General features: G+C 66.8%; 23 protein-coding genes. 3 read left to right on the top strand and 20 right to left on the bottom strand.

Annotated features, from left to right (window positions below; genetic code table 11):
• Window positions 1-7: 7 nt before the first annotated feature.
• The 9 genes from AAW14_RS06865 to AAW14_RS06825 form a co-directional block, all read right to left on the bottom strand.
• Entirely contained in the window at window positions 8-586 is a 579-nt protein-coding gene (locus AAW14_RS06865) for a hypothetical protein (protein WP_265560947.1), read from the bottom strand.
• The gene (locus AAW14_RS06860; RefSeq protein WP_265560945.1) at window positions 583-1,677 is read right to left on the bottom strand and encodes a DUF5047 domain-containing protein; all 1,095 of its coding nucleotides are present in this window, start codon (window positions 1,675-1,677) and stop codon (window positions 583-585) included. Before AAW14_RS06860 ends, AAW14_RS06865 begins: the two co-directional genes overlap by 4 nt.
• The gene (locus tag AAW14_RS06855) at window positions 1,677-3,902 is read right to left on the bottom strand and encodes a hypothetical protein (protein WP_265560943.1); all 2,226 of its coding nucleotides are present in this window, start codon (window positions 3,900-3,902) and stop codon (window positions 1,677-1,679) included. The genes AAW14_RS06860 and AAW14_RS06855 overlap by 1 nt, the downstream gene beginning before the upstream one ends.
• A 3-nt stretch (window positions 3,903-3,905) precedes the next feature.
• On the bottom strand, window positions 3,906-7,391 hold the full coding sequence (locus AAW14_RS06850; protein ID WP_265560941.1) for a phage tail tape measure protein: 3,486 nt from the start codon (window positions 7,389-7,391) through the stop codon (window positions 3,906-3,908).
• A gap of 97 nt (window positions 7,392-7,488) precedes the next feature.
• On the bottom strand, window positions 7,489-7,914 hold the full coding sequence (locus AAW14_RS06845) for a phage tail assembly chaperone (protein WP_265560939.1): 426 nt from the start codon (window positions 7,912-7,914) through the stop codon (window positions 7,489-7,491).
• Between the two features lie 15 nt (window positions 7,915-7,929).
• Complete coding sequence (locus AAW14_RS06840; protein ID WP_265560937.1) at window positions 7,930-8,421, bottom strand: hypothetical protein; 492 nt, start codon at window positions 8,419-8,421, stop codon at window positions 7,930-7,932.
• Window positions 8,421-8,930 (bottom strand): hypothetical protein, encoded by a 510-nt coding sequence (locus AAW14_RS06835; RefSeq protein ID WP_265560935.1) that lies wholly within the window; start codon window positions 8,928-8,930, stop codon window positions 8,421-8,423. Before AAW14_RS06835 ends, AAW14_RS06840 begins: the two co-directional genes overlap by 1 nt.
• Window positions 8,930-9,160 (bottom strand): hypothetical protein, encoded by a 231-nt coding sequence (locus AAW14_RS06830; protein ID WP_265560933.1) that lies wholly within the window; start codon window positions 9,158-9,160, stop codon window positions 8,930-8,932. The genes AAW14_RS06835 and AAW14_RS06830 overlap by 1 nt, the downstream gene beginning before the upstream one ends.
• A 14-nt stretch (window positions 9,161-9,174) precedes the next feature.
• Complete coding sequence (locus tag AAW14_RS06825; RefSeq protein ID WP_265560931.1) at window positions 9,175-9,501, bottom strand: hypothetical protein; 327 nt, start codon at window positions 9,499-9,501, stop codon at window positions 9,175-9,177.
• Between the two features lie 71 nt (window positions 9,502-9,572).
• Between AAW14_RS06825 and AAW14_RS06820 the strand changes: the two genes are divergently transcribed.
• Window positions 9,573-9,818 (top strand): hypothetical protein, encoded by a 246-nt coding sequence (locus AAW14_RS06820; protein ID WP_265560929.1) that lies wholly within the window; start codon window positions 9,573-9,575, stop codon window positions 9,816-9,818.
• Here AAW14_RS06820 and AAW14_RS06815 read toward each other — a convergent pair.
• From AAW14_RS06815 to AAW14_RS06795, 5 genes are all read right to left on the bottom strand, one after another.
• Window positions 9,815-10,267 (bottom strand): hypothetical protein, encoded by a 453-nt coding sequence (locus AAW14_RS06815; RefSeq protein ID WP_265560927.1) that lies wholly within the window; start codon window positions 10,265-10,267, stop codon window positions 9,815-9,817. The two genes, AAW14_RS06820 and AAW14_RS06815, sit on opposite strands and share 4 nt — an antisense overlap.
• Window positions 10,267-11,154 (bottom strand): hypothetical protein, encoded by an 888-nt coding sequence (locus tag AAW14_RS06810; protein WP_265560925.1) that lies wholly within the window; start codon window positions 11,152-11,154, stop codon window positions 10,267-10,269. The genes AAW14_RS06815 and AAW14_RS06810 overlap by 1 nt, the downstream gene beginning before the upstream one ends.
• Before the next feature lie 24 nt (window positions 11,155-11,178).
• On the bottom strand, window positions 11,179-11,454 hold the full coding sequence (locus tag AAW14_RS06805; protein WP_265560923.1) for a hypothetical protein: 276 nt from the start codon (window positions 11,452-11,454) through the stop codon (window positions 11,179-11,181).
• Between the two features lie 11 nt (window positions 11,455-11,465).
• Complete coding sequence (locus AAW14_RS06800) at window positions 11,466-11,795, bottom strand: hypothetical protein (protein ID WP_265560921.1); 330 nt, start codon at window positions 11,793-11,795, stop codon at window positions 11,466-11,468.
• A gap of 67 nt (window positions 11,796-11,862) precedes the next feature.
• Complete coding sequence (locus tag AAW14_RS06795; protein WP_265560919.1) at window positions 11,863-13,221, bottom strand: phage major capsid protein; 1,359 nt, start codon at window positions 13,219-13,221, stop codon at window positions 11,863-11,865.
• Between the two features lie 188 nt (window positions 13,222-13,409).
• Between AAW14_RS06795 and AAW14_RS06790 the strand changes: the two genes are divergently transcribed.
• Entirely contained in the window at window positions 13,410-13,664 is a 255-nt protein-coding gene (locus tag AAW14_RS06790; RefSeq protein ID WP_265560917.1) for a hypothetical protein, read from the top strand.
• Here the strand turns inward: AAW14_RS06790 and AAW14_RS06785 are convergent.
• Genes AAW14_RS06785 through AAW14_RS06760 form a run of 6 tightly spaced genes read right to left on the bottom strand, consistent with a single transcriptional unit; the run spans window position 13,616 to window position 18,676 of the window.
• Window positions 13,616-13,873, bottom strand: a complete 258-nt coding sequence (locus tag AAW14_RS06785; protein ID WP_265560915.1) for a hypothetical protein — start codon at window positions 13,871-13,873, stop codon at window positions 13,616-13,618. The genes AAW14_RS06790 and AAW14_RS06785 overlap by 49 nt on opposite strands.
• Before the next feature lie 8 nt (window positions 13,874-13,881).
• Window positions 13,882-15,264: an HK97 family phage prohead protease gene (locus AAW14_RS06780; RefSeq protein WP_265560913.1), complete on the bottom strand. Its 1,383-nt coding sequence runs from the start codon at window positions 15,262-15,264 to the stop codon at window positions 13,882-13,884.
• Complete coding sequence (locus AAW14_RS06775) at window positions 15,264-16,538, bottom strand: phage portal protein (protein WP_265560911.1); 1,275 nt, start codon at window positions 16,536-16,538, stop codon at window positions 15,264-15,266. The genes AAW14_RS06780 and AAW14_RS06775 overlap by 1 nt, the downstream gene beginning before the upstream one ends.
• The gene (locus AAW14_RS06770) at window positions 16,535-16,723 is read right to left on the bottom strand and encodes a hypothetical protein (protein ID WP_265560909.1); all 189 of its coding nucleotides are present in this window, start codon (window positions 16,721-16,723) and stop codon (window positions 16,535-16,537) included. The genes AAW14_RS06775 and AAW14_RS06770 overlap by 4 nt, the downstream gene beginning before the upstream one ends.
• 14 nt (window positions 16,724-16,737) lie before the next feature.
• Window positions 16,738-18,228, bottom strand: coding sequence for a terminase TerL endonuclease subunit (locus tag AAW14_RS06765; RefSeq protein ID WP_265560907.1), 1,491 nt, complete (start codon window positions 18,226-18,228; stop codon window positions 16,738-16,740).
• A 34-nt stretch (window positions 18,229-18,262) separates the two neighbouring features.
• Complete coding sequence (locus AAW14_RS06760; RefSeq protein ID WP_265560905.1) at window positions 18,263-18,676, bottom strand: hypothetical protein; 414 nt, start codon at window positions 18,674-18,676, stop codon at window positions 18,263-18,265.
• 105 nt (window positions 18,677-18,781) lie between these two features.
• Between AAW14_RS06760 and AAW14_RS39710 the strand changes: the two genes are divergently transcribed.
• Entirely contained in the window at window positions 18,782-19,351 is a 570-nt protein-coding gene (locus AAW14_RS39710) for an endonuclease VII domain-containing protein (RefSeq protein ID WP_416223261.1), read from the top strand.
• Window positions 19,352-19,488: the final 137 nt, after the last annotated feature.

Raw genomic sequence — 19,488 nt, 5'->3', positions numbered from 1 at the left:
TGGGCGGTCAGAGTGAGAAGCGGGTGTTGTCGAGCCAATAGGACTTGTTGGTGCTGTACACGGTGACGACGCCTGTGGTGGCTACCTGGCATTGGATTGCGGTGCCGGTCGATGGGGACCAAATGCCGAACTCGCGGACATTTGACGGCCGGTAGCCGGTCGGCAGTGTGGTGAGAGTGAACGGGTTGACGGGGGCGTTGGTGAACGTCCAGGAGCCGCGGAATTCGACCATGGCGTCGTCGGTGAGCCGGTAGCCGGGGTTTTGGCTGGAGTTGGCTCCGGCCGCGAGGCCCGTCATGGTCTGCCATGCCCAGGTCGTTCCGGCGCTCGGCTGGCCGATGACCATCCAGTTGCCGAGCCCCGACCAGGCGAGCATCACCTGGTCGCCGACGGACGGCACGGGATAGGACTTCAGGCGGCGCACGGTGATTCCGTCGGAGGTGACGATCGTTCCGTCGGTGTTGACGGTGGAGACGGTGGCGAGGCGCCAGTCGCTGCCGTGGGCGACGGGGTCGGCGGCTGCCGTCTTTTGTGCCGCCCGCCGGATGCTTGCTGCGGCCTGCATCGCGGCTGCCCGGGTGGTCACGTGGCCTCCTGCGCGCTGATGGTGGTGATGGACATGGCTGCGGTGTCGAGTTGGATTGTCAGCGACTGGATTTGGTGGAGTTCACGCACGCCGTCTGGGTAGACCACGCGGATTACGTCGCCGGGTTCCAGTAGGGGGTTGGGTATGGCGGTGAGGTCGCATTTCGCGTTGGGTTTGAGGGAGAGGGCCAGCTTGGCGGTGGCGGCGGAGGTGCATGCGCCTGTGGTGGTCAGTGTCGGTGAGCTGTAGAAGCCTCGGACACGTCCGAACGGGCCGGACACGTGGGTCGGTGAGGTGGAGTCGGTGTCCTCGACTGTTGCCTGTACTGGCGGTGTGTTGTCGGTGGAGTTTTCTCCGTAGGCGGTCCAGGAGTTGATGACGCCGGAGCGGGACATTCCGCGGCTCGCGGACACGTAGGCGCCGCCTTCTTTGGCGGCGACTTCCCACACCACGTTCGATGCTGAGGGTGTGGCCAGCGCCGAGATCACGAAGTCGCCGTTGGCGTCTGCGTACACTTCGGCGCCGAGGGCTATGGCGACTTCCTGGATTGCTGCCCACCGGTCGGCCTGCCTGTCCCAGGTGCGGGTGCCGATGCTGGTGTCCGTGACCCGGGAGACGACGGTGGCGTTTGGCAGTGTGTCCCGGATGAGTGCCGTGATCCCGGCGACTGCGGACGTTGCCGAGGTCACGGTTCGTGGCGCGGTGAAGGCGTCGTCCTGGATGAACGCCTCGAACCCTGACCCGCTGATGGTGACGGGCCCGACGTCGGGGTCACCGTCGACGCTGTCGATGCGGAACATTCCGATCGGGACCATCTGCGGGCTGCCGCTGATGTACAGGCCGCGGGAGATCCGCAGCTGCGCCCCGTACACGGACAGCCGGTCGGCTGGGGTGCGCGGGATCAGGGTGGTGTCGGCGAGCGTCACCGAGCAGGTCCGCCGGGTGGCCTGCCCGCGGTCTGCGGTGACGGAGCCGCCCGTGTGCTGCAGGGTTTCCTCGGATCCGTCGGTGCGGATCAGGGTGACCTGTGTGGCGATCGTGTGCGAGTACAGCAGCGCCGGCAGAAAGCCGCTGCTGGGAGCCGTATACATTACGTCTCCCGCTGGTCGAGGGTCAGATCCAGTACGGTGGCGTAGGTGTGGACCACGTCCAGGACGGTCGCCCAGGTGGCTGCGAGGTCTTGGACTGTCCAGCCTGCGGTGCCGCTTGTGCCTCCGGTGGGTGCGTCGACCTGGGTGAGGGGGAGCTGCCACAGTCGGCGTGGTTCCCCGCCCCACGACACGCGGCTTTCGGTGGCTTCTCCGACAGCGACGTAGGTGTCGTCGAGGCCGTATCCGGCGGCGAACTGCAGCAGCAGCGTGTCGCCGGTGTCGAGGGCGAAGTGCATGGCTTCCCGCTCGGCGTCGGTGAGTGTCCAGATTTTGAGTGTGCCGGTGAGGCCGCCGCGGACGTCGGAGAGGACGACCGGGTTTCGGCGGCCACGGACTCGCAGCACGGACTGTTCGATGGGGCGCGCCCAGTCCGGGGGTTCTGAGGCGCGTAGTTGCACGTTCCGTTCGGGCTGCACCGGATCTTTGATCCATACGAGGGACGGGTCATCCACGGTGAGCTGGACGGGCCCGTCTTCGCGGCGGGAGCCCAGGGTGCCGGTGGAGGTGTACAGCTCGGCCCGGTAGGAGACGTCCTGCCCGAGCGGCGCCTCATAGTCTTCGACGGTGAGCTGGGTGCTGGTCAGCGCCGTGCTGTCGAGGTATCCGGTGCTGCCTCGCACGATGGTTTGGCGTCCGGCGACGATCCGGTACAGGGTGAGGTATTGGGTGGTGTCGAGTTCCCGCAGGATCAGCACCATGCGGGCGAGCGTGTTGTCGGGGTCGACTTCGAATGCGGGCAGGGATTCGAACAGCCCGATGTTGTCGACTTGGATTGTCGACGTGGCCGCGGTGGCTGTGAGTGAGATTCGGATCTGTGCGGTCGCCGCGTTCGATGGTGCTGTGACGTCGGACCAGGCCAGCCACCAGTTCCCGTCGAACGGGATTGATCCGGATGGGGTGGCTGTTGTCGAGATCAGTGTGCCCAGTGAGTCGTACCATGCCAGGTCGACGGCGAGGGTCCAGGCGGCTCCTGCTGTCACCTTGACTGCTGTTTCGGCGCGCCAGCCCACGCCGGCTGTGACCGGGTAGTGGGCGGAGGTCAGGACGCTTTTGGTAGCTGTGGAGGAGGTGACGGTCAGGGCGTATTCGCCGCTGTAGGCGTTGGCTCCCCACGGCGCTGACTGGGCGATGGTGGCCACACCTGATGCGACGGTCCACGAGCCGATGCCCTGCTCGAATCCGGCGTCCGCGTAGGGCATGACGGTGCCCGGGTACAGGTCGGGCATCAGCATGACGACGACGCCCTCGGCGCGGAGGACTTGCCCGGCTGTGCCGCCGGAGATGCCCATGCCGATGGAGCAGGATGCGGTGCCTGCCGGGGCGACACCGGACGCGTACTGCTGGTACCAGCCGGTGCCGGGCTGGTTCAGTACCGACTGTTGGGCGCCGATCTGGTTGCCGACGGCGTCGTACCAGCGCAGCTCCATCCAGCAGTAGGCGCTGGTGGTTGGCGGGTTCAGGTAGCAGTAGGCGAGGTATTCGCGGCCCGGTTCGGCGTCGGGCCGGTCGCTGGACCGCATGGATGCGGAGCCGTTCGCGGAGACGGTCATTTTGATGACGTGGCCGCCCGCGTTGTACGAGTTGACGGGCCATGCCACTGCGGGGGCGTCGCGGGTGACGGTGCTGTTGTTTTCGGCGACCCATCCGCTGGCGTCGAGTTCGCCGCCGGATTCGGTGTCGAAGGTGAACAGGTTGCCGGAGGTGCGGATGGGCGGCCCGAGGTACACGTTCTCGAAGAAGGAGGTCTTGCCGCTGGCGGTGGCGGTGGCGGACAGCATGACCCGCGCGTAGGCGGCGTTCGACGGGGCGACTCCGGCGACGCTGATGCGGTGCCACGACGAGGACGCCGTGTCGGTGGTGAGCCCCCACGTGATCGATATTTGGGTGAGGGAGTCGTCGAGCCACTGGATGCCGATGCGCTCCGGCTGGGTGGAGGAGCTGGCGTCAGCGAACGTGTAGTACTCGGTCCACGGTGTGACGGTGTAGGTGGAGGCGGTGCGGGCTTGCATTTCGGCTGCTGCGGTGCTGGTGAGCATGAGGCAGCCGTCGCCGTTCCGGCCGCCCGAACCGAGGGATTTGGTGCAGTTCTGCACGGTCGTCCACCCGGACGTGTCCGGATCGACCTGTTCGGTGGTAGCCGACAGGAAGTTCCCGGGGATTGCCATCGATCACCATCCCGGTCCTGCGTTGAGGGCTGCCGCCAGTTCGTGGTGTCCGTGCGCGACCTCGACGCGCACGATGTCCGTGAGTTCCTGCTCCCCGATGAACACCCGCACCTCGATGGGCTGTCCGGTGCTGCCGCCGCGGCCTGCGGCGAGTTCCCGCAGGGTCGCCCACTGGTCGGGGGTGAAAACGGCCATCGGTTCGCGGCGGCCGAGCCCGTTCGCCACCAGCGACAGTCCGGGAGGAAGGAACCCGCCCTGGTCGTACCAGTGCGGGGAGCGGGCGAGCCACTGCGAGTACGCGTTGAGGGGGTTGCCGTACACCGACCTGATGTAGTCCAGGCCCCACTTGATCTGGGTGGCCGCGTTGGTGCGCCAGTCCGAGCCGGCCGACGCCATCTTGCTCGCCGGGAGGGATTGCGGGATGCCGTAGGCGCCGCTGGAGGCGTTGAGGGCGCGCTCGTTCCAGCCGGACTCGCCGTTCCACAGGCTTTTGAGTGCCGCCCACTGGGGGCCGGACCAGCCGTAGGCCGCGGCGAGGGTTTCGCCGATCTGCTGGTTTTTCGAGGAGCCGCCGCCACCTCCGCCAAGGCCGAGGAAGCCGAGCAGGTCGCCGCCCAGGCTGCCGAGCGCTTTCATCGCCTTGCTGGGCAGGTTACTGATCGATACGAGGCCCTTCTCGATGAAGTGGCCGAGTGCGGACGGCAGGTCACCGAACACCATTCTGGCGATCTCGGTTCCGCCTGTGCTGGCCATGCCTTTGAGGAGGCCTGCTGTCAGGTGGCCGCCGAGTTCGGCGAAAACGGTTGACGGGGAGTGGATGCCGAACCAGTGCTTCACCGCGTTGACGACGGGGTCGACGATGTTCGATTTGATCCAGCTGCTGATGCCGCTGACGGCGTTGACGATGCCGTTTTTCAGGCCGGTCAGCAGGTGGCCGCCCGCATCCCACAGCCATGATCCGGCTTTCGAGAATGCGCCGACGACGGGGGAGATGACGTTCGCGTACAGCCACTGGCCGATGGTGGATGCGATCCGCACGACGCCGTTTTTCAGGCCGCTGATCAGGTCCATGCCCTTGCTGATCAGCCACACGTTCGCGTCGATGAACATGTGCAGACCGGGGTTGATCACCTTGTCGAGGAGCCAACCGCCCACGGTCTTGCCGATGTCGGCTATTCCGTTGAGGAGGCCGCCGACGAAGTCGCGGCCTTTGGAGAGCAGCCAGCTTCCGGCCTTGGCGAACGGCTTGATCAGCCAGCCGATGGCCTTGCCGATCCACTCGCCGACCTTCTCGCCCATGCTGAGGATTCCGTCGCCCAGGCCCTTGATCAGGCGCACGCCCGCGGCGCCGAAACGCGCCCAGTAGCCGAAGATTCCGAGCGCAAAGTCTTCGATGAATTTGCCTACTTTCCCGGCACTTTCGGGGAAAACCTTGGTGAATCCCTTGACGATTCCGTCCCAGACGGATTTGCCGAATTTACCCAATCCCTTGATCAGTTTCCCGAATGGCTTCTCCATCGCGCCGCCCAAGCCCTCGATGCTCTTGAAGACTGGCGCGAACATTTTCAGGAACGGGATTTTCTCCAGGACCTTCCCGACAGCACCCGCAAACTTTCCGATCGGGATCAAAGTCACTGCGAACAGCAGAATGTCCGACCAGTGCTTCGACCAGAACGAGCCGGAGAACAGCGGCTCGAACAGGTTGTTGACGAAGCCGATGATGAACGGGAGTGCTGTGCCGCCGACCTGCTTGCCGACCTTCAGCCAGTCGATGCTCGAAAACGCCTTCAGCAGCTTGTCCATGATCTGGCCGGTGTTCTTCGCCAGCCAGTCGAATGCGCTCAGCAGGCCCTTGCCCAGTGACGCGCCCAGCGGCCCCCACTTGATGTTCTGGATGCCGCCCTGAACAGCGTTACGGATCTGGTCGCCGAGGGTCTTGGCCATCGAATCCGTCGCTTTCGACTTCTTCGGCATGGCCCCGATGAAGCCTTCCATTTCGGGGAACGGGATCGGCTCGGGAGGCTTGGCGAGCAGCTTCGGCGGTGTCAGCGTCAGCGGCTTCAGCAGTGGCGGCGCCACGCTGATGCCTTTCTTCGCCTTCGCCGCATTCTTGCCGAGCAGCGCATCGAAGAAGTCGGAGACGGTCTTCTCGACCTTACCGAACTCGGACTTCACCGTGGACACGGGCACCAGCTTGTTGACCAGCGACTCCCCAAACTTGATTACGTCGGGGATTGCTGTGTCGGTGAGGAACCCGGCGAAATGACTGACCGCAGGAACGAGTTTCGTCCCGATGACCGACACGACCGACGAAGCGACGGGCAACAGTTTCGTACCCATCTGGATCGCGAGAGCCTGCAGGCCGTACTTGGCTTCCGCCAGCTTCTGGTTGAACGTCGCCTGGACGGCGTCCCAGCCCTCAATCTGCTTGCCGCCCTTTTTGACGTGCTCGGCGATCCCGTCCGTGTTCTTGATGAAGTCCTTCATGTGCGGGCCGGTCAACTCCAGCGCCGCCTGCATGGACTTGGTGCCGCCGACCATCGTGGCGAGCGCACCGACGTAGGTTTGCTGTGCCGGCGCTAGGTTGGCGAGGACTTTCTGGAAGTCTGTGGTGTTCTTCGCGGCTTTCTGCAGGTGCTGGATCAGTACTGTTCCGGCGGGCCCCATGTGTTTGGTGATCGCGTCGGTCAGCGTTTGCAGGGTTGCCGCGAGGCCCTTCGTGCCGAGTTCCTGGCCGACTTGCACTGCGGACAGGCCGAGGCTCTTCATTTCCTGCGCGGCTTTGCCCGACGGGTTGGACAGTTGGCCGATGGTCTGCCGCAGGTAGGTGGCGGCGTCTGCGGCCGGGGTGCCCTGCGCGGTCATCGTCGCCATCGCGCCCAACACCTCGTTGAGGCCGACCTTGGCGGCGGCGGCTGTCGGCAAGACCGTCGACAGGCTGCCCGCGAGGGCCTCCATGTTGGTTTTGCCCTCAGATTCCGTCGCGATCAGGGCGTTGGTGACCTCGGCGGCCTGCCCGGCGCCGAGCTTGTACGCGTTGAGGGCGGTCGTTACCGCGTCGGTGACCGTCCCCAGGTCGGCGGCGCCGACCTTCGCACCCATCGCCGCGTTACGCAGCACGTTGAGGGCGTCCGCGCCGTGGTATCCGGCCGATTCGACCGTGTACAGGCCCGCGGTCAGGGAGCTGGTGGACTGCCCGACCTGCCCGGCCATCTTCAGCACACCGTCGGAGACCAGGCCCATGTTCTTCTTCAGCTCGCCTGCGCCCGTCTCAACCCGGGTCATCTGCGACTGGAAGTCGGCGGCCATCTTGACGGCGGCGACACCGATCAGGTCGGCGGCGCCGAGGCCGACCAGCGCCGACTTCATGGCGCCGCCGAGCCGTCCCATGCCGCGCTCCAGCTGCGTGCTGGAGTCCGCGACCCGGGTGAACGTGCGGGAGGCGTTGTCGCGGGCGACGATGTTGTAGATGACCTGGGTGGACGGCATCACGCACCCCCATCACTTTCGCGTTCAGCGGCGCGCCGCTCGCTTTCGATCTGGAAGAACGCCATCCACTCGGTGAGTTCGGCGCTGGAGATGCGGCTTAGTAGCTCATCGACAGTGCAGCCGAGTTCTCGGGCGAGTCGGAAGTAGAAGAGCCGCTCAGGGCGGCCTCGGAGTTTCCCGCCGCCTCTTCGACCGCGCTGTCCTGCACGCCGGACAGTTCCGCGGCGATGTCGAAGAGGCGGTCGATGACGCTGCCCGACTTCTCGCCGAGCGCTGCAGCGTCCTTGTCTTCGAAGATCCGCTGACCGGTTTCGTCGACGATCGCGCGCACCAGGAGACGGGCGCGGGCGCCGACGGGCTGCGGAATCCAGTCGCTGCCGCGCAGGATCCGGTTGGATGCCTCCCACGCGTCCCGCTCCCGCCCGGTGAGGGCCTTGAGGTGCACCGTTCCGCCCCACTCCGGGACAGGCACTTCCCGGATGGTGAGGTCGCTGGCGTTGAGGATCTGGTCGCGGGACAGCATGAGGGTTCTCATTTCCTAGGTGATCTTCTGGGCGGTTTTGTCGAGGACGCGGTTCACTGCGACCCGGGAGGCGCCGCCAAGCGGGCGGACGGTCTTGTAGAAGTAGGGGTGCGGCTCCTGCTTCACCCACACGTTGGTGTTCCCGAACACCGGGTGGCGCCAGGGCCGCTTGAGGCCCTCCATGTACGCCTGCAGGGCCTTTTGGTGGTTGGGCATTTTGCGGCCGTCGACCTGGATCGACACACCGGCCTGCTTGCCGACAGTGCGGACCTGCAGCCGTGTGGCCCGCGCGAGACGGGCCCGCAGACCCGAGTGATGCCCGCTGTCGGCAGGGATGGCCTTGATGGAAGCCCGCACGGCGGGCACCAGCGGCGCCGCCACCGCACGCAGCTCGCGGCCGAACTCAGCTTTGAGCTGCTTGCCGTCGCCCATGCGCCGCAACTCCCTGGAAATGCGCGCCAGTTCGCGACCGCCGCGCACCTCCACCTCCAGCGGCGGGCGCGCCATCAGGTCGGAATGGTGACGTTGATCGCGGGCTCGTCGGTCGTCGCGAACGCCACGATGCGCTGGCCCGGGTCGGTGGCCTTGCCCGTCATCGCCTCCGAGCCGACCTTCACTGGCCACACGTCCATCAGCGTGCCCTTCACGGTCGCCCCGGGCGCCTTCCCGTCGCCTTCGGGGAAGACCACGATGTAGCCCGTCGTGTTCTGCGGCAGGAGGGTCCGCACGTCGGCCGATGCGTCATCCGCCCAGAACGTGATCTGCGAGTTGGGCGGCTTGATCTGCCCGGTGATCTGGGAGATGAACCGGGAGCCGAGGTCGGGGGTGTCGACGAAATCGGAGGCGAGTTCAAAACCGGCGTAGTCGGCGACGTCGCCGGTCAGGTCGGTGCCGGCGTCGAGTTCGGCGCGCGTGGGCGCCTTGATGTTGGAGATGCCGCCGGAGGGCACCCAGAGGATCTGGGTGACTCCGGGCCGGATGTAGCGCTTGGTCGCGGTCAGCGGAGTACCGGCCATCAGTGATCACTCCGTTCGGGCCCGGTGTCGGGCTTGGTGTCGTCCTTCTTGCTGGGGCTGTCGTGCTTCGGCTCTGGTGCGGTGGGCCGCCTGCGCGGCTTGCTGGTGGCCTCGGCGGTCTCTGCGGGCGGCGGGGATTCGGGTGCGATCTCCCATCCGGCGCGGCGGTGCTGCGGCACGGAGGAGGCGGGCACCTCGGCGGTCCGGCCGGGCAGGTTGGGGTGCACCATGCGGACGACATCCATCACGGCACCCGCAGCACAGCGACCGTGACGGAGGTGACGGCGTCGTAGGTGATCGAGGCGAGGCCCGTCGACGGATCCTTGTAGTCGTCGGACAGCGGGATGAACTGCGAGCCGCTGGCGGCGACGGTCACTGCCCGGTCGGCGATGGCCAGGCCGTGCTCGGTACCCGGCGTCACCAGCGTCACCGTGTGGGATGCGGCGTCGCCGTTCTTTACGTGCAGCACGAGGCCGCTGCCCGTGACGGCAGCGTCACCGCCCGCCGAGGCGGCGGCATAGGTCGGGGACAGTCCGGCCAGCGGCACAGACTGCGGGGCAAGGGTGGCCATCGATACTCCTGTTCAGCTTGACGGCGCGCCGCAGCAGCGCGACGATGCCCGCGAAATAAAGGGGGGCTTTGATGCCGGTTGTGCACTTCTGGTTCGTCACCGTTCCGACATGGATGTGGCATTACGCCACGACCAGTCACGTCGGCGAACTACGCGGCGGCCTGATCGGAGACGTGCTGACGTTCCTGCTGTGGGTTGGCGACGCCGTCCTGTTCCTGCTCTACGTCGCGGTAACGATGGTCGCGGTCGCGTTCATCGCGCAGTTCCTCGGCGCGATGGGCCGCGGAATCCGGAAGGGCTACCGCAGCACCCGCTAGGTGTACGTGTCGACCTCCACGCCGAAGAAGATGCTCGCGACGGCGCCTTGCTGGGTCTGCTCCTGTTGCAGCGCTACAGCCGCCAGTCTGGCCGCAGCCACCGCCCCTCCCAAAGTCTGGTCCGACGTCAGCGCCCCGCCCACCACGGCCAGCACCGCATACGCCCGCTCACGGGCTGCCGTAATGTCCGCCGACCCATTCAGCACCCAGATGGCGCACTGGATCGTGTACTGCTCCCGGGTCGGCGACAGCGCCAACCCCTCCCCGATCACACTGCCGTCAACACTGTGCGAAGTTTCCTCGTCGGTGTAGCCGACCGTGATGGCCTCCGTGCCGGACCAGCCCGTCGCCTGCGGCCCGTCAAAGACGGTCGTCGCCGTCAGGTCAGGGTCACGGCGCAGCACATCCACCAGCCCGGCGATAGCGGCCGGGGTCGTCGACGCCCACATCAGGCGATCCCCGGGGGCCGCTTGGACGGCTGCCATAGTTCCAGCACACGCTGCGGCAGGGCGAACCCCGACGGCACCAGGCGGCTGTCCTCATCCAAGCCCTGCGGCCCGAGCCTCGGCCGCAAACCCTGCTGGGTGAGCTGCCACAAGTGCCGGATCAGCTCCAGCGCGCCCAGCCGCACCGCATAGGGCACCGTGCCGCCGCGCCCCGCCGTGTACACCAGCTTGATGTTCTTCGCGCCGACCGCGAACATCGCAGGCTCACCCCCGAACGTCCGCCTGGTGATCTGCCCCGTGCTGTAGTCCGCGGTGAACGCGAAGGCGTTCATCTGGCTGCCGAGGGCCTGCTCGGTCAGCGGGAACGCCGACAGCCCGTAGTACTCCGTCGCCGACTGGACCGACGCGAGCGGCAGCCAGTCCGGGACGACCGTGGTCACCCCGCCGTCGAAAACCTGGGTGTGCTGCTCCGGCAACACCGGACCCACCACATCCCGCGCCAGATCCGCCGCAGCCAGAATGAACCCCTGCAGCTCATCGTCCTGCGACGTGTCCGGCATGTTCAGGTGCGCGCGGACACTCGCAATGTCCACCAACTGCTCAACGCCCATCGGACGCACCTGGAACTGGCCCTCGTCCACGAAGCCGATACCGGTACCGGACGCCGTCCACCGGTACAGCCAGACGCCCTCGGCCGCCACCGACGGCACCACCGCCGCATACACGCCCGACCCCATCGACACCGTCGCTGGAGTCGTCACCGCCCCAGACGGGTCCGTCACCGACAACGTCACCGACACCGCACCGAGGGCTGGGTTCCCGTCGTCGTCGAGGACGGTCGTCGTCACACCAACATCCTGGCCGACGTAATAAATCGTCTGCGCCACCACCGCCCCCTCCCTGCTAGCCGTCGGCTACTTCGTGGTCTTCTCCGGCGCCTCAGCCGCCTTCGCATTCCGCGGGGATGCAGCCTTCTTCGAGCCCAGCACGTCGTTCATGCCGGCCCGGACCTCCTCGAGGAGACGGCGCGAGTCATCGTCCAGCGACGCCGCATCCACCTTCGTCACCTCGCCGGCCACCGCCTCCAGCTCGGCGCGGTTCTGCGCTGCAGCGTCCTTGTTGCCGGACCTCTCCGCCATCGCATACGCGTCGAGGAGCCCCCGCGCATAGTTGATCGGGTTGTAGTACATAGGTTCCTTCCTCAGTCGGTTGCCGCGTCGACCGCGAACGTGAAGCTCGGGGTCGTGCCGGTCAGCGTCCACGAGATCTGCATGTAGGGGGCCCGCACCGGCAGTTCCTTGACGACGTTCCCCGCGGCGGTGATCGCCGCGAACGTGTCCGCGGTACCGTCAACCGGCCCGAAGTCCGTGCCGTCGACGGACCACTGCACCGACAGCGCCATCGAGGGTGTCGTGCCCGACACGGCGGACACGATCACTTCCAGCGTGATGTTGTCGAACGCGCCACCAAGCTGCAGCGGACCCGAATTCCCGTTCGTCGTGCGCGCCGCAGACGAAACCAGCGTGAACACCAGCGGTACCCCTTCCGGGAAAGCGAGAGGAGCAACCCCGAAGGGCTGCTCCTCTCACGGTCCTTGATCAGAACGCCGGGGTGACGGCGCCCGTACCCGTCACGAGGCCGGTTGCCGGTGCGTAGCGACCGGCCTGGAACGCGACGTAGTTGTACAGCCTGACGAACACTGAAAGCTGATTGGCGTAGGTCTGCTGGAAGGCTTCCGCGCGGACCTGGCCCTCCCACAGCCACACATCATCGAGCTTTCCAACGATGATCGTGTCCTGGTTGGTGCCTGCACCCCCGTTGGTGGGGATCAGGCTGTCGACGTACACGGGCAGGCCCAGCATGCGCCCGACGCGGCCCTCCGACACCTGGCCGTCGAGGTTGCCCGCCGCGTTGAACGCGCCACCGGAGTCGGGCACGACCAGCGGGCGGCCGGTCGAGTCGGACTGGGCTTCCGCCCACGCCCACCGCCGCGGATGCATGATGATCGCGGTCGGCGGAAGGAACCGGGACGTGTGGATCTGCTGGATCGCGTTCGCGATCGCCCCGTACATGCCGCCGGCCCCGCCGAGCGCCGGGGTGGCCTGCGTCCACGCCACGCTCGTGGTGCCCGACAGGGTGAGCATGCCGGTGACCTGCCCGGAAGAGCCGGTGCCCTTGAGGACCTGAGTGTCGACCTGCTTGGCGTAATCGGCCGCCAAGTCCCCCAGCACAACCTCGTCGATCGACAGCGGCGACTGCTCGATCAACTGGAGGCTGACAGTCTGGCCACCGGCGATGGTCACGACCGGGGAGCTCACCGACGTGGTGGCCATGTCGGTCTGCTGCACACCGGAGTTCTGTGTGGCCTGCACGGCGGTCGCCGTACCAGTGTTGATCTTCGGGATGTTGATGCTGTCGGTCCCGGGCGGCACATCGCCCTGACGGCACAGGTTCGCCGTGATCCGGCCCGGACGCGCCAGCTTGACGAACTCCTGCTCCATCCACAAAGGCGGTACGAACTCACCGCCAGCACCGGAGCCGGTGGAGATGGCGCGCTGCTCCTTCGCCTTGGCGTCGGCGACCATCCGGTTGTTGCGGTCGAGACGCTCCAGCGCCTCACGGTCACCCTTCTGCCGGGCCAGGTACAGGTCCCGGAAGTAGGAGGGTCCGGTCGCCCGCCGCGTGTACACCTGCGGGTCGGTCACCTGCGCCCGGCCGGCGCTGTACCGCTTGGACACCTCGGCAGCGGCCTCGTCGGCGCGGATCTGCTCGTCGAGCTCCTTCACCCGAGCGTCGATCTCGCGGATCTCCGTCTCGGCGCCGTCGAAGCTGGTCTTCTCGTCGTCGTTGAGCGCGGTGCGCTCTTCCTTCTGGACGGTCTCCAGGATGGTGTCGAGAGTCTTGCTCAGCTCGGCACGCTTCTCCTGGAGAGCCTGGATCATTTCCCGCTTGTTCACGGGTGCTCTCCTTGTTGGATCTTCCGGTTGGCGTGCCTGCCGTGGTGACGGGTGGTGGCCCGGGTGGTGCCCTGATCAGGGGCCCGGCGCGGGCTCCGGCGCGAAGCCGGGCAGGCGAAAACCCCGGAAACAAAACGGCTCCGGGGTGGTCTGTGGGGTGGTGGCGCGCAGGTCGTTACCGTTGACCCATGGGCGACTTGAGCTTTGAAGAGATGGAACGGCTAATGAGCGAAGACCCCGATGACCGGGACATTCGCGAGGCGCACGGCTTCACCTACGAGGACGACTGGAGAGATCGCACGCTGCTCTGCCGCAACGGCTGCGGGACCAGCTACTACGACGTCATCAGCGGCAAGATCCGCAAGTGCCTTATGGCGCCTGGGGACGGGGATGCTCAGACGGTGCGCTCGCAGTGGCTGCCGTCTGCGCGTAGCCAGTCGTAGGACAGCAGGGTGACCGTGCCGTCGATGGCCCGACTGAAGATCGGCGACATCTCCACGGCGTCATCCGGCGCGTGGGACGGCGCCGTCAGCGTGTAGATGTAGCAGGGCGCGTTCGGGTCCTGCTCCCGGCTCACGACCTCGCAGTCCAGCAGGTCCAGGCCCCGCTCGCGGAAGTCCTCGTCGACCTCGACGGATACGCGAAGGCGCACGGTGCGCATCACTGGCCGCTGGTGAGGGAGAGGCGCCGCTTGCGGGCCGCGAACAGGTCGAGGTCCGCCACCGGCGCCGCATTGGCCTGCTGGCCTGCCTCGCCGCCGTCCGGCTCGCCGCCCGTGCCGTCGCCCGGCTCGTCCTCGTCGTCGTCGGGGTTCGGGACACCCATCAGATCCGACAGCACAACCTGCGCCTCATCCACGGCGTCATCGGCCGCGGCAACCAGGTTGAGGACCTTCTGCAGCGTGTCCATCGTCGCCGCCGACAGCGCCTTCCCCGCCCGGATCTCCGCGAACCGCTCCTGCAGCCACTCGACCTTCTCCGCACGCGTGGCCAGGACGACCGGGCCCTGGTCGAACTCGCGGGCCAGACGGTCGAACACCTGCTTACGCTCGTCGGCGGGCAGCCGCTCCAGGTGTGCCTGCAACTCCCGCGCATGCAGCACCGCCCCCGCGGTCGCCGGGTTCGCACCATAGTTCACGGCCGACACATCCCCCTTGTTCAAGTTCACTTCGAGGATGTCCCGCTGCTCGAAGTCCGGGGACCACGTCTGGCGGGTCACCCAGAAAGCGAAACTCATTTCATCGATGTCGCCGCGGTCCATCGCGCTGCGCAGCGCCTGCACCTGCGGGTTCGACGGGTCGAGGTCGGCTTCCACGTGCAGGCCGGTGGTGTCCTCGGCGAGGCGCATCGTGCCGCTCTTGGTCCGCGCGAGCGTCATCCCCTCATGATTGATCTTGAAGGGGACGTCGGCGCCCTCCGACAGGGTCTTCGTGAACGCGCCAGCCCGGACCACCTCCGTGAACGGGCCCAACCAGTCGCACATCTCGTAAGGCTCGTCCGTGACGCACGCGTAACCGTCGAAGACGAGCTTCTCGCCGCCCGTGCCATCCGGCAGAGCGCGCAGCTCCACCCCGCGGAACGGGCGTGACCGCTGCTCCACCTGACGCGGCAGCACCGCACGATCCGACAGCGACCGCTCGCCCGCGGCCTCGAAGAACGCGGCAGCGCCACGAGCCGCGGTCGCGGCCGGCGCCGACTTCAGCTCCGCCGGGGTCTCCCCCGCGTCCTTCAGGTGCGCAGCCACGTGGTCGTACACCCCCTGCCGATCCGAGTCGGGGATGTCCGCCCCACCCATACCGCCGTTGAGCACGCTGATCACCGACTGGCAGGCCTTCACGTTCGCCGCGCCAGGCTTGCCATCCGAACCAACCATGTGATGCGGGAACTTGCACTCCGACTTCTTCGGCTCCTCGCCGTCCGGCACCCACGCATACAGGTCCTTCAGGTCGGCGAGGGTGTAGTCGTCGCGCAGATTCCCTTCCTGAACGCCACCATCCCAGGCGGCATCCGTAGTCGGCGTGTGGTGCACGCTCACAGCAGGCATTACGGCTCCTTCGCGGGCTCGGTAGGCGCCGCCTCCGGCGCAGGTTCGGGCTCGGCGGGCTCCTGCCCCGGCTCCCAGCCCGGATCATGGGTATGTGCGCTGTTGAGCGGCGCGAACGGGTCAGCGCCTTGCCCGTCAGGCAGCGGAGCCATGTTCTCCCGCGCACGAATCTCATCGATCGTCATCAGCCCGGCGTTCCGGGCCTGCATGTACACCGCGTACCGGCCCGCAGTGTCCGTGCGCAACAGAGCGTTCACGTCGAACCGGGCCATCTGCGGCTTCGGCAACAGCGCCGACCATGCGTCCTCGAAAGCGCCCAGCCACGGATCCAACGTGTACCGCAGGAACCCCAAGCTCTGCTGCTCGATACCAGTCCCCCACGACGTAGTGCGGTCCACCTGACCGAGCATGTGCGGCGGGATCCCGAAAAGCATTGCGATGTCCAAATTCTGGGCGGCGCGGGTGCCGAGGAACTGGGCGTCCTCCGGAGTGACGCTGATCGGCTTCCACTCGGCGCCACCAGACAAAATCCCGACCGTGTGGCTGTTCTGCAAACCGCCGTGCGACGCCGTGAACGACTCCTTCAACTGGCGGGCCCGCTCACGGTCCAAATCCCCCGGCACCTGCACGACCCCGGACATGTGCGCGCCCGAACCGAAGAAACGCGCCCCGAACTCCTCCGCCGCCAAACCCAGCCCGATCGCGTTCCGCGCCGACGCCAGCACACTGATCCCCGTCGGCGCCTCCGGATAGGCGATCCCCACCATATGCAGCATGTCCTCGGCGTCCACCGACTGGCGGTCCACCTCGTACACGCGGGCGCCGCTCTCATCAAACGTGCACTTCACACGGTCCGGATGCAGCACCATCAACCTCGTCGGCCGCAGCACCCTGTCCCGGGCTATCACCTTCGCGTAGGCGTTGCCACGCAGCAGCAACGACACCATCAACTGCCCAAAACCCTCACGGCGCTTCGACCACGCCGAAGACGCGCCACCCCCAAACGGATCCCCGATCACCGGAGGCGGCGGATCCATCGTCTCCCGCAGCGCACCCTTCATCCGCACCGCATCAAACGGCAACCCCGACACCGTCGTCGACAAAATCCGCACACACGCAGCCACCACCAGCAACTGCATCGCCGTGTCCTCATTGACCGGCACCCCAGACGGAGTCATCGCCGCCAGCGACCCGTTCGACGGGATCGACCACGGGTCGCCAGACCCGGACGGCATGAAAAACCGCTTCTCGCTCGCACGCCGCAGAATGCTCACCGGTCCATCACCCACCCGACCAGCAGCAGCATCAAACCCAGCACCACCAGGCCGACGATCGGCTGCCACCACCACGCCGCCCCATCCAGACAGCCCAGCCCAGCCAAATCCACCAAGTCGGAGGCGAGCCGCTTCGGCTGAGCCGGCTTACGGAACTGCCACCGCGGGAGCTTCGGGAGGCGCATGCGACACCCCCTCGCTACAGGTCGGCCCAGGAGAAGAATTGGGGTGCGGGCGGCGGCGGTTCAGGCTCCTGCACGGCCCGTTCGTGCGCCATCACCGCGGCAACGGCGAGGTCGATTTTGCGGCGGCTGTGCTTGTGCTCCTTGGTCAGCCGCGCGCCGCGCGCGTCGACCTTCAACGCACAGTTGCCCATGTGCCGGGCCAGGCGAGGATCGCCAGACTGGGTCAACTGCTTGTTGACCACGGCTTCGTAGAACCTGGTGGTCGCCGGGATCATCCGAGCCGGACTCTGCGGGAACTCAACGATCGGCAGACCCTCGTCCTCCAGGACCTGATACGTCCGAGCCCACCTGTACGGGTCGCACACGATCTCCCGAACCTGCCAGCGGCGACACGCCGCCCGGATCGCCGCCTCAACGTCGAGGATCGGCACCTGCCAGTCACCGGCGAGGCTCTCGGGCCGCTCCCAGGCCTCGACGACGTCGACGTGCGGCAGTTCGTCGTCCTCCTGAGGGCAAGAGACGACCGTCAAAGCCGTGCTGTCCCCGTTGAAGCTGCCATCGAAGCCGAGACACACCTCGTAGCCATCCGGGATCGGCCGATGCTGCTCGCATTCCTCCCACGCCCCAGTGGGCAGCCACCGCTCAGCAACCGTCGTCCACATCCCGAGGTGGTAGCGGACAAACTCGTGCCGCGGGATCTGATAAAACCGCGCCGCCACGTCCGAGACGGACAGGAACAGGTCCGCAGCCGGGTTCGCCTCCCGCACCGCCTGCAGCAGCTGCTCGTGGTCGGACAAGTCGTAACGGTCCTCAGGGCAGCCCCACCACACGAACAGGAACTCCGGGTCATCGATCTCACCGGCGTTGACCTTGATGCCGTACTCGTGGAGCTTCCCCGCCATCGAGTCCAGGTCAGCACCCGGCGTCGTCGTATTCACCACGACCGAACCGGCCCGCTTGGCCGCACCGTTGGCGATGACCAGGTGCACGCGCGCCTTATTGCCCGTCCACTCGTGGATCTCGTCAGCGAAGAACGCGCTCGGACGCTGGCCGTCGTTCGTGCCAGCCACCGCAGCGACCTTGTACGCCCGGCCAGGCCCGTCCTTAACCTGGACCTCGCCCTCGAAGGCGTGGAACAGCGGCGAGAGCGTCGGCGACTCCGCCACGGACGTCCGCAGGTCACCGAACAGCAACTCCGCCTGCTCGTAGCTCGCCGCAGCCACCGGAATGACCGCGGAACGCTGCGTCGCGAGCAGGTACGCCGCCACCCACGACGCGATCGGAGTCTTCCCGTTGCCCTTCGGCACCTCCAGCAACGCCCGCCGGTAGCGGCGACTCCCGTCCGGCTTCAGCTCGAACAGCCAGATCAGGAACAGCTTCTGGAACAGCTCCAGCCGCACCGGCCGCCCGAACCGGTCCCCTTCTCCGTACCGGCAGTGCTTCTCGATCCAGCGGATCACCTTCGGCCCATCGCTGCGCGCTGTCGTCAGCGGCGGCGCGGACAACGGCTTCGGTATCCCGGCCGGCCACGGGAGGACCTCAACCGGTGAGGAAGGCGCGCGGGTCGTCATCGTCGCCCTCCTCCGCCTCCGTAGTCAGGTCGGCGAGGGACTTCGCCCCTTCCGCGATCTTCACGCCGAGCCGGAGACGGTTCAGGGGACCGATGCCGAGCTGCTGCTCGTCCGCCTTGATCGACGCCTCGATCTTGAACGCCAGGTCATACAGGCCGTTCGGCTTCTGCTGCCCCGTCGAACCCTCGACGACGGGCTCCTTGTCGGCGAGCCGCATGATCCGGTGATAGCGGTCGACGTTCCGGATCCACCGATCAACCAGCGGCGCGTCCCCAGGCCGAAGCACCCCGGCGATGACGTCCGTCCAGTAGTCCGTCCATGCCTGGTTCGCGGCCGAACACAGCTTCGGCGGGGCAGTCGGAGCCTGTCCCGCGAGACGCACGACTCCCAAATCGGTGCGATGACGCCCTTGACGTTCACCTGCGGGCTTAGGCGGCGGTCCAGGCAACTCGACCACCGCCCCCACTAGTTGACATATTATTGGGCAATGCGTCTGTGTGTTGACTGCGACAAACCCGCCCGGCCGAGAGTCGGGCAGCGAGGCCCCCATCCGAAGCGATGCCAGGAATGCCACGACCGCTACCATGCCGACCGGTTGGCGACGGTCAAGCAGCGGGTCAGGACCAGCCCTCCGATGCCGCGGTCTTGCTGCATCTGCGGTACCGAGGTTCCGCCGAGTCGCAGCAAGCGCGCTGCCACGTGCTCACCGGAATGCCAAAAGACCCGGATCTTGAGGTACAGCCGCTCCTACTACAAGGCGAACCCGGACGCGTGGCGGCTGTCTCATGTCGCGCGCCGATACGGCCTTTCGGCCGAGGAATATGCGCGACTAGTCGATACGGCAGGTGACCGGTGCGCCATCTGCCGCGAGCCACAGCAGGGCAAAAGTCTGGCGGTCGACCACCACCACGACACGGGCGTCGTGCGCGGCCTGCTCTGCCAGAACTGCAACATCATGATTGGAATGGCGCGGGAGAACCCTGAGATACTTCGACAAGGCGCCGAGTATCTGATCTCAACAGCCGAGCGGTACACCCGGGAGAACCCGATTTGCTGACGGTCCGTGGCTAGACCGCCCGAGGAACGGCGTCAGAAGCCGTCTCCCCTTCCAAAAAATGACCCGGAACCCCTACGCAAAATTTTGGGGCGGGGGGCAGGGTCGTAGACGCTCATCTTGATCAACTTTCACCCACC

This window comes from Streptomyces hygroscopicus, assembly GCF_026168105.1.
Taxonomy (GTDB): Bacteria; Actinomycetota; Actinomycetes; order Streptomycetales; family Streptomycetaceae; genus Streptomyces; species Streptomyces hygroscopicus_D.
This window is presented reverse-complemented; position numbering and strand designations above follow the sequence as displayed.

Excerpts from the sequence above, each read along its gene's own strand:
- AAW14_RS06860 (WP_265560945.1), bottom strand. The coding sequence starts at position 1,677 with ATGTATACGGCTCCCAGCAGCGGCTTTCTGCCGGCGCTGCTGTACTCG.
- AAW14_RS06855 (WP_265560943.1), bottom strand. The coding sequence starts at position 3,902 with ATGGCAATCCCCGGGAACTTCCTGTCGGCTACCACCGAACAGGTCGAT.
- AAW14_RS06850 (WP_265560941.1), bottom strand. The coding sequence starts at position 7,391 with ATGCCGTCCACCCAGGTCATCTACAACATCGTCGCCCGCGACAACGCC.
- AAW14_RS06845 (WP_265560939.1), bottom strand. The coding sequence starts at position 7,914 with ATGCTGTCCCGCGACCAGATCCTCAACGCCAGCGACCTCACCATCCGG.
- AAW14_RS06840 (WP_265560937.1), bottom strand. The coding sequence starts at position 8,421 with ATGGCGCGCCCGCCGCTGGAGGTGGAGGTGCGCGGCGGTCGCGAACTG.
- AAW14_RS06835 (WP_265560935.1), bottom strand. The coding sequence starts at position 8,930 with ATGGCCGGTACTCCGCTGACCGCGACCAAGCGCTACATCCGGCCCGGA.
- AAW14_RS06830 (WP_265560933.1), bottom strand. The coding sequence starts at position 9,160 with ATGGTGCACCCCAACCTGCCCGGCCGGACCGCCGAGGTGCCCGCCTCC.
- AAW14_RS06825 (WP_265560931.1), bottom strand. The coding sequence starts at position 9,501 with ATGGCCACCCTTGCCCCGCAGTCTGTGCCGCTGGCCGGACTGTCCCCG.
- AAW14_RS06820 (WP_265560929.1), top strand. The coding sequence starts at position 9,573 with ATGCCGGTTGTGCACTTCTGGTTCGTCACCGTTCCGACATGGATGTGG.
- AAW14_RS06815 (WP_265560927.1), bottom strand. The coding sequence starts at position 10,267 with ATGTGGGCGTCGACGACCCCGGCCGCTATCGCCGGGCTGGTGGATGTG.
- AAW14_RS06805 (WP_265560923.1), bottom strand. The coding sequence starts at position 11,454 with ATGTACTACAACCCGATCAACTATGCGCGGGGGCTCCTCGACGCGTAT.
- AAW14_RS06790 (WP_265560917.1), top strand. The coding sequence starts at position 13,410 with ATGGGCGACTTGAGCTTTGAAGAGATGGAACGGCTAATGAGCGAAGAC.
- AAW14_RS06780 (WP_265560913.1), bottom strand. The coding sequence starts at position 15,264 with ATGCCTGCTGTGAGCGTGCACCACACGCCGACTACGGATGCCGCCTGG.
- AAW14_RS06770 (WP_265560909.1), bottom strand. The coding sequence starts at position 16,723 with ATGCGCCTCCCGAAGCTCCCGCGGTGGCAGTTCCGTAAGCCGGCTCAG.
- AAW14_RS39710 (WP_416223261.1), top strand. The coding sequence starts at position 18,782 with ATGCGTCTGTGTGTTGACTGCGACAAACCCGCCCGGCCGAGAGTCGGG.